The 7,713-nt window shown below is 71.3% G+C and carries 3 protein-coding genes; 1 reads left to right on the top strand and 2 read right to left on the bottom strand.

Annotated elements, in window-relative coordinates:
* Together E1287_RS40655 and E1287_RS40650 are read right to left on the bottom strand one after the other, a co-directional pair.
* A partial coding sequence (locus E1287_RS40655; RefSeq protein WP_131971055.1) for a SpvB/TcaC N-terminal domain-containing protein occupies positions 1–5,756 on the bottom strand: 5,756 nt, incomplete at its 3' end.
* Between the two features lie 489 nt (positions 5,757–6,245).
* Positions 6,246–7,151, bottom strand: coding sequence for a LysR substrate-binding domain-containing protein (locus E1287_RS40650; protein ID WP_131971053.1), 906 nt, complete (start codon positions 7,149–7,151; stop codon positions 6,246–6,248).
* 87 nt (positions 7,152–7,238) lie between these two features.
* On the opposite strand from E1287_RS40650, the gene E1287_RS40645 reads away from it, so the two are divergent.
* Positions 7,239–7,706 carry an ester cyclase gene (locus E1287_RS40645; RefSeq protein ID WP_207934760.1) on the top strand — a complete coding sequence of 156 codons (468 nt, stop codon included), beginning with the start codon at positions 7,239–7,241 and terminating at the stop codon, positions 7,704–7,706.
* Positions 7,707–7,713: the final 7 nt, after the last annotated feature.

Below are 7,713 nucleotides of genomic sequence, written 5' to 3'. Positions count from 1 at the left end.
CCGTTCCGGTGGGGGCCGGGCGGGCGGACGCCGTCGGCCTGCGCGAGGTGCTCCCGTCCGGTGGCCTCGGCGAGCCGGTACAGCGCGTCGTAGCGGTACCTCCCGCCCGGCCGGACGACCTGGTTGCGGAAGAACAGCGTCTGCTGCGACTCGTCGCGGACGGACGTCACGTTCCCGGACGGGTCGTACACGTGCCGCAGGTCCTGGAGGCGGTCGCCGTCCCGTTCGGTGACGATGCCGCGCAGGAGGAACGTGAACGGGTCGTAGGTGTAGCCGGTGCGCGCCCCGTTCCCGTGCACGACGGCGATCCGCTGCCCGCGCGCGTTGTAGTCCATGCCGGTGACGACGGGGATGGGATCTTCGCCGGCGGGCTGCGCGTCCAGCCGTTCGAGATACCCCGCCGGGTTGTAGGACGCGGTGATCGTCCCGCCGTCCGGCGCGGTGATCCGGACCGGGCGGCCCTGGGCGTCGAACGCGACCCGTCCGGTGTACCGCTCGGTTTCGAGCTCGACCGGGCCCGCCCAGTCCGGGGCGTCGCGGAAGTCCTGTGTGAGTCGCCGGGTCGCTTCGGCGAGGTTGCCTTCGGGGTCGTAGCGGTCGTGGGTGACGACGCCGGACCCGTCGAACGTCCGGTGGACCTGGGTGCGCAGGTTGCGGGCGGCGGCGTCCGGAACGCCCTCCCCGTACTCGACGCGCTGGTGCTCGCGCTCACCGTCGATGCCGGGACCGGCCACGAACGACCGGACGGGACGGCGCAGCGCGTCGTACTCGGTGCGGAACACGAACCCGCGCGCCGTCCAGGACGCGCAGGCCGTGCCGAGGACGTCGCGCAGGACGAATCCGGGCCCGCTGTCGATGCTCGCGCGCCGGATCAGCCCGCCCGCCATGTCGTAGCCGATCCGCTGGACCGCGCGGTCGAGCGGGTCGCGGATCTCCCGGGGACGGCCCTGGACGTCCAGCTTGACGAGCGTCCGGTGGTGGCGGTCGCCTTGCGCCGCGTCGGCACCGCGGTCGTGGCGGACGGTCAGGAACGAGCGGCCGAGCGAATCCGCCCAGGCGCGGGCCGGGGTGCCCGCGTGCGCGAGGGTCTGCGCGGCGGCGCTCCGCTCGTCCGCGCCGAGTTCGCCGGTGACGCGCATCTCGTACCAGGTCCGCCAGGGGGTCCCGGCGGCGTCGAGGCCGTCGAGGTAGCGCCCGACGAGACCGCGGACGTCGGGGTCGGCGTCGGGGCGGAGCGCGATCGTGTCGTTGGCGTCCCAGGTGGTGAGCCGCCACGGATCGAAGACGACCTTGCCGTAGCCGCCGTCGGGACGCAGCGTGGCCACGGCCCTGCCGACCGGGTCGTAGAACACGACGGCGCTCACCCCGGCGGCGCGGGCGAACTCGAATTCGTGGGTGGCGGTGAAGAACGGCTCGTAGCGGCGGACGGGAAGGCCCTTGTTGTTGTAGATCGTCCAACCGGTGCCGCTCCATCGGGGGCGGCCGTGCGCGTCCGGCTCGGCCTGGGCCTTGTGCTGCGCCTCCCGTCCGGCGCCGTCGGAGTAGGTGATCAGCTGCTGGAGGGCGGCGGGCTCGCCGGGCGGTTGCGCGGCGACGTGCTCGACGCGGCTCAGAAGCGCCGTCGCGGGCGGACGGGGCTCCGCGATTCCTTGCGTGCGCGTGCGGTAATACGCGCTGGGGTCGTAGAGGGCGCGGCTGGTGGCGCGTCCGATCAGCCGTTGCGCGAGGCCGGGCTCGTGCGGGTCGGCGAAGTAGGCGAGCAGGTCGGCGTCGCTAGGGTCGAGGTCGAGCCCCGCAACCGTGTCGCCGAGATCGTCGCCGGCGGCCTGGGTTTCGCTGGCGGCCTGGGTTTCGTCGGCGTCGTGGGTTTCGTCGGCGTCGCGGGTGGGGCCGGGCTTGCCGCGGACGGCGGTGGCGGTGAGCCGGCCGAGCGCGTCGTATGCGGCCTCGGTCAGGTTGCCGTTGGCGTCGCAGGTGACCTTGGGCTGGAGCACCCGGTAGTCGTAGCCACCCGGCAGGACGCGGTCGTCGTCACCGTCCCGCCCCCGTTCCCGCTCCCCGACGCTGACGACATTGCCGACCGCGTCCGTGGACGAGACGACGAGCAGGTCATACGGGTCGTACTGGAGACGGGTCTTTGCACCGAACGGGTCGACGAAAGCGTGCGGAAGGTAGAAGCGTGCGGCGGGCGGGCTCCCGTCGTCGGGTGTGAAGAGGACCCGTCCGGACGGCGCCCACCAGGCCCCGTCCTCCCGCACGTACCCGGCTTCGGCCAGCCGGGTGGCGTCCACGCGGTCGCCGTATTCGGCGTCGAGGAGATCGTCGGTGAGCACCTGCCGGACGGTCTCGTACGGCAGCGCGAGCGGTTCGAGCACACCGAACGGCAATGGACCGCTCAGGTCGTCGCGCCAGAACACCGACCGCTGCCGCTCCAGCAACCGCCGCGCCGGACCGCCCGCGCCGTCGTCGTCCCACGCGGTGACGGGCAGGTCGGCGGTGACGCGGTCGAGCGCGTCCCGCAACTCGTCCTCGCCGAACCCTCCGCCAGGCGTCTTGCCGGACGGGCGGAGCCCGACGACCTCCGTGACTCGTTTCTCGCATGGCAGCGGCGTCCGGTAGTCGGCGTCGGCGTCGATCGCCTGCGTGTACCGGTTCTCGGTGACCAGAACGCGGAGGCGCGCCTGCTCGGCGCGGTCGGCGTCGGTGAGCACGGGGTCGGGATCGGGATGCCGCCGCCCGTACGCCACCTCGACCGAGCGCAGCACGTCGCCGTACTCGTTGACGTCGAGGACGAATTCGTCCCGGACGCGGGGGTCGGCGACCTCGCGACCGTCCACCATGTACCTGGCCCGCTCGTGCTGCTCCTCGCGGGAACCGGCCTGGTAAGACGTGAAAACGGCAGGAAAGTAGCCGTCCTTACGCGGGGAACCGTGCCCGCGCTGGCGCAGTTCGACCGTGTACGCGTGTTCGGCGACGGTGTACGGGCGCGAGCTCTCGGGTGTGCCGTCGAGGCCGTACGTCTCTTGGCGGAGCAGGCTTCCGCGGAGCACTCGCTCGGCCTGTCGTTCCTCGTCCGGGGTCGGCTTCGCCGGAACCGGCGTGCCTCCCGGCTCGCGCGCCAGCACCCGCGCAGGTTGCCCGGTCGCCCCGGTGTGGAACCACGAACGGACGAGGACGGGAGCGAGGAACGCCGCCGGATCCCGATTGGTCGCGTCCGGATGGCGGTCCTCGGACGGATCCAGGGCGCCGATTTCCTCCGTGTCCCACTGCTCGACCATGCCGAACCCGCCGAATTCGCGCTCGACGCCGTCGAAATGGCCGTCGTGGTAGGCGTACCGGGTGGTGAACACGTTCCGGGACACGGCGTCGCGCGTCTCCACCCGCTCCACGACATGGACCGGGAAAGGCACCCTCGTGGGCCACGGACGGCCCGCCGCGCGGTCGGCCGCATAGAACGCGGTCGACGTCGAGTACGCGACCGACGTCTCCGACCCCAGGTTGTTGCGCATTCCGGTGAGCAGGTAGGGCTTGCCCGCGCGCATCAGGTCGACGTACCGCAGCGGCGAGGACGCATCGCCCGGCAGCGGCGATGACCAGACCAGGCACAGCGTCCCGGTGCCGAGCAGGTCGACGGCGCTCACCTGGACCGCCGAGTCGATGCGCGGGAACCGGACGTCCAGCTCCCCGGCCGCCGACCAGCCGTTGCCGGACTGGTTGGCGTACATGCGGACGCCGTCCGCGCCCAGGTAGATCAGGTCGCTCACGCCCGAGCCGTCAATGTCGGCGAGGATCACCCGCCGGGCGTCGAACTCGTCGGGGCCCGCGGGCCGGGGCGCGCCGTCCATCACGATCCGGCGCCCGAAGCGTCCGTGCCCGAGGCTCGGCCAGTAACTGACCTCGCCCAGCCGCACCCGAACCAGATCGGCCAGCCCATCGCCCGTCATGTCGGCGAACTGGACGGTCTCGGCGACGTCGCCTGAACGAATCCACGCGTCGACATCGGCGTCGGCGGCCGCGCGTGGCGGCGGGCTGGTGCGGCCGGGCTCGTCGAAACCGTCCTCGCCCAGCGACCTGTACCAGGTGAGGTCGTCGTCGCCGAGGACGAGGACGTCGGCGAGGCCGTCGCCGCTGAGGTCGACCAGCCGGGTCCTCGCGTCCTGCCAGTCCAGGACGGGACGCGAGCCGAACGGCCGCCATTCCGTCCAGGTGCCGTCCGCGCGCTCGCTGAACCCCGGGACCGGCCCGTCGAACGCGACCAGGTCGAGATTGCCGTCTCCGTCGAGATCGAGGAGTTCCCGCCGTCCGCCGCTCAGCCCGGACGGCACGGGCCGCGTCCCGACGACGCGCATCGGGCCGAACCGTCCGGACGCGAGGTTGGCCTTGTAGAACATGGCCCCGGCCTGCTCGGTGAGGATCCCCGGCAGCCCTTCGCCGTCGAGGTCGGTCAGGCGGTAGGCCGGGGAGGAGAGCCCCGCGGGCAGGTTCTCGGCGGACGCGTCGTCCAGCCGGCGCACCTCGTGGCCGAACTCCGCAGGCGCGTACGTGAACTCGACCGGCGGCATGGCGCGCGACACCAGCGTCCCGTCATCCGCGCGCCGGAACCCGCGACGCGTCACGGACGCCAGGGTGGCCAGCCCTGACGGCCGCTGCACGTCATAGGCGAGGTCCAGCGATTGGACGAGGCAGTCGGCGCCGGTTCCGGGCTCGTCCGGAAAGTGGTGCAGCAGCATGATGCGCCGGCAGAGCCGGTACGTGCGGACCTCGAACCCGGAGCGGTAGGACGAGAACGGGTCGGAGCGGCACGTCCAGGAACGTTCCTCCGCGCGGCCGTCGCCGTGTTCGCCGTAGTCGAGGACGATCTCGAACATCCAGTCAGTGGGAGGCGGGTCGAAGGGCGGGCCCGCGTCGTCCACGGACACCGGCGTCACGTTGCCGTACAGGACGCGTTTCAGGTGGCGGGCGGCGGTTCGGGCGCCGGGGTCGCGGCCGTGCTCGTGGGGCGCGGTCACGTCGACACCGGCCGCGTCCTCCGCCTTGTACTCGTAGCGGATCGCGTTGCCGTGGCCGTCGACGCTCACGCAGGCCAGCCAGGTGAAGACGCGGGCGGGGTCGGACGGGTCGGCGATCCGCTCGCCGGACGTGCCGCCGAAGAAGGTGGTGACGTTGTCGCGGCTGGTGACGCGCCAGTGCGTACCGCCGCGGGAGTCGTGAGTCGCGTCCGTCTCGTCTGTCTCATCCGTCCAGCGCTCGATGCGGGAGAACGCGGCGTCGTGCCTCGGCCGGTACCGGCGGACGGCGTAGCTACGGCCGGCGCACCGTTCCCGCCGCGTGCCGCCGACCAGCACGAGGTCGTCGCCGCCGAGAAGCTGGAAGGTGTCCTCGTCGGCGCGCGGACCGGCATCGCGGTAGCGGGGGACGCCCCGGTCGGTCCGCCGGGTGATCGCGGGGACGTCGACGTGCCAGCCGAGCCCGAAGACGCCGCCGCCCGTCCCCGAGTCGTAGCCGAGCGCCATCGCCGGCGCGAACCCCCTGCGCGCCGGGCTGGCCGGGATCGGCACGCTCAGCGTGCCGGTCCCGTTGGCGGGGTTGGCGGCGAAGGTCTCGCCGATGGCGCGGATCGCCCCGCCGCCCTTCGGCATGGAGATCACCGGAGCCTGCGACGGCCCGGGGCGGTCGGACGCCTCATCCGGCGCGGCGGCGGGAACGCCGAACCCGTCCGGCTCGGCCCCGTCCGGACCTGCCTGCCATGGCATCATCGCCGCCCCCGTGGACAGGGCGCCGCACTGCGGCCTATTCGCAGGCCGTGACGGCGCACACCAATTTCGATCTTTCGACCTAGCGGCCCTTGACCATCCGCAAAACAGCTAAGCAGAGACCTTGTAAGTTGTCGCCGCCTCCGCTCGAATCGACGGCGGCCGAATATGGCCATTCGGCAATGAAGATCAAGAGAGACAAAAGGCAAATACCGCACAAATCCTCAACCCATAAACCGCCGTATCCAGAGAAGCACCAGGTCAGAGCACGATTGACTCGTACTGCAACTCGACCAATATGAACAAAACCAGCGCCACTCGGAACGTGATCTAGAGCGTCCGCAGGTACGGCGCGAGTGCATTTGCATTCGACAATGCAAAACCGTCGCCGCGGCCGCCTAAGACCGCCACAGGAAATACTTGCGCATGCACGTCGTCCGGCAAATGACCAAAGATCCGCAGCTCGACAGAATGCCGAGGCAAGCGCAATGATCAGGCGTTGCGGAGACGGGCGGCCTGATCCAGCAGAGCCGTCATCATCGCCTGCGCTTGGGCGGACGGGCGGGGCGACGTCACGGCGACGGTCGCGCGGCCGGTCCAGTGGCTGTCGGTGACGGCCACGGCCCGCAGACCCACCGGCAGGGCGGGCAGGGCCTGGACGGGAATGACCGTGATCCCCAGCCCGGCCGCGACCAGGCCGAGGCGCGTCGACCAGCTGCGCGCGGTGTGCGCGATATGTGGATCGGACAAGGTCGGCCAAGCCCCGAACTGCGGCTCGCTGGACGCCCCGTCCCCGGCGATCCAGTGCTCCTGGGCCAGGTCCGCCACGGTGACGGCGGCGTGGCCGGCGAACCGGTGCGTGTCCGGGACGGCCACCAGGAGATCGCCCTGGAGCACGGTGGTCTGGCGGAGTTCGCTCAGGTCGTAGTCCGGCAGGCCGTGGCCGACCCCGATGACCGCCACCTCCAGCCGACCCGTCCGCAGCCGGCGGAGCAGGGCGGGCGTGGAGGCCTCGTCCAGCATCACGGCGAGACCCGGATGGCCGGACGTCACCTGCGCGATCGCACGCGGGACCAACGCCATCGCGGCGGTGGGGTAGGCGCCGATGGTGAGGCGTCCAGCAAGCCGGTCACGCAGTCCGGCGAGCTCCAGCTCGGTCGCCGCCAGATCGGCGAGGATCTCCGTCGCCCGCCGGACGAGCACCTGGCCCGCCGGGGTGAGCGCCACGCCACGCCGGCCGCGATCGAAGATCGGAGCTCCGGCCGCCGCCTCCATCGCGGCGACCTGGCGGGAGACGGCCGACTGCGTGTAGCCGAGCATCTCGGCGGCCCGAGTGAACGATCCCGAGGCGGCGACCTGGTGAACGACACGAAGGCCAGTGAGAGTGAACTCGGCCATGCCTCGGACCCTAACATGCGTTCTCCTCATGGAAACGGTGCCAAACCATCGTTGGACAGCATGAATGCACGGAGGCAGGCTGGAGCCATGACACAGCAACTCACCAGGGACGAACTCGTGGCACGCCTGATCCGCGCCGGCGAACTGGAGGTATCGGGCGAGGACCTAGCCGAGGCCGCGACCTACTTCGACACGGAGAAGTTCCGCTTCCACGGACCGGACGGCTTCGAATCCGACTTCGACGGCCTCAACACCTACTTCGCATCGGTCCGCGACGCCTTCGACGACCGGTCGATCCGTCGCGGCATCATGGTGGCGGAGGGCGACTACCTGGCCTGCCAGACCTGGATCGAAGGCACCTTCGTCCGCGAGTTCACCCAGTCACCGTCCGGCCCCCTGCCCCCCAACGGCGAACGCGTCGTTTTCGACCTGATCAACATCTTCCGCTTCGACGACCAAGGCCGCCTACTCGAGGAATGGGTCCGCACCGACAACCGCGCCCTCCTACGCCAACTAACCGCCACCCCAACAAGCCAGACACCCTCCGGCACCTGACCCCACC

It is taken from the genome of Actinomadura sp. KC06, from assembly GCF_004348735.1.
Lineage (GTDB): Bacteria > Actinomycetota > Actinomycetes > Streptosporangiales > Streptosporangiaceae > Spirillospora.
Note: the sequence above shows the minus strand (reverse complement) of the source record. Positions and strands in the feature narration are given on the sequence as shown.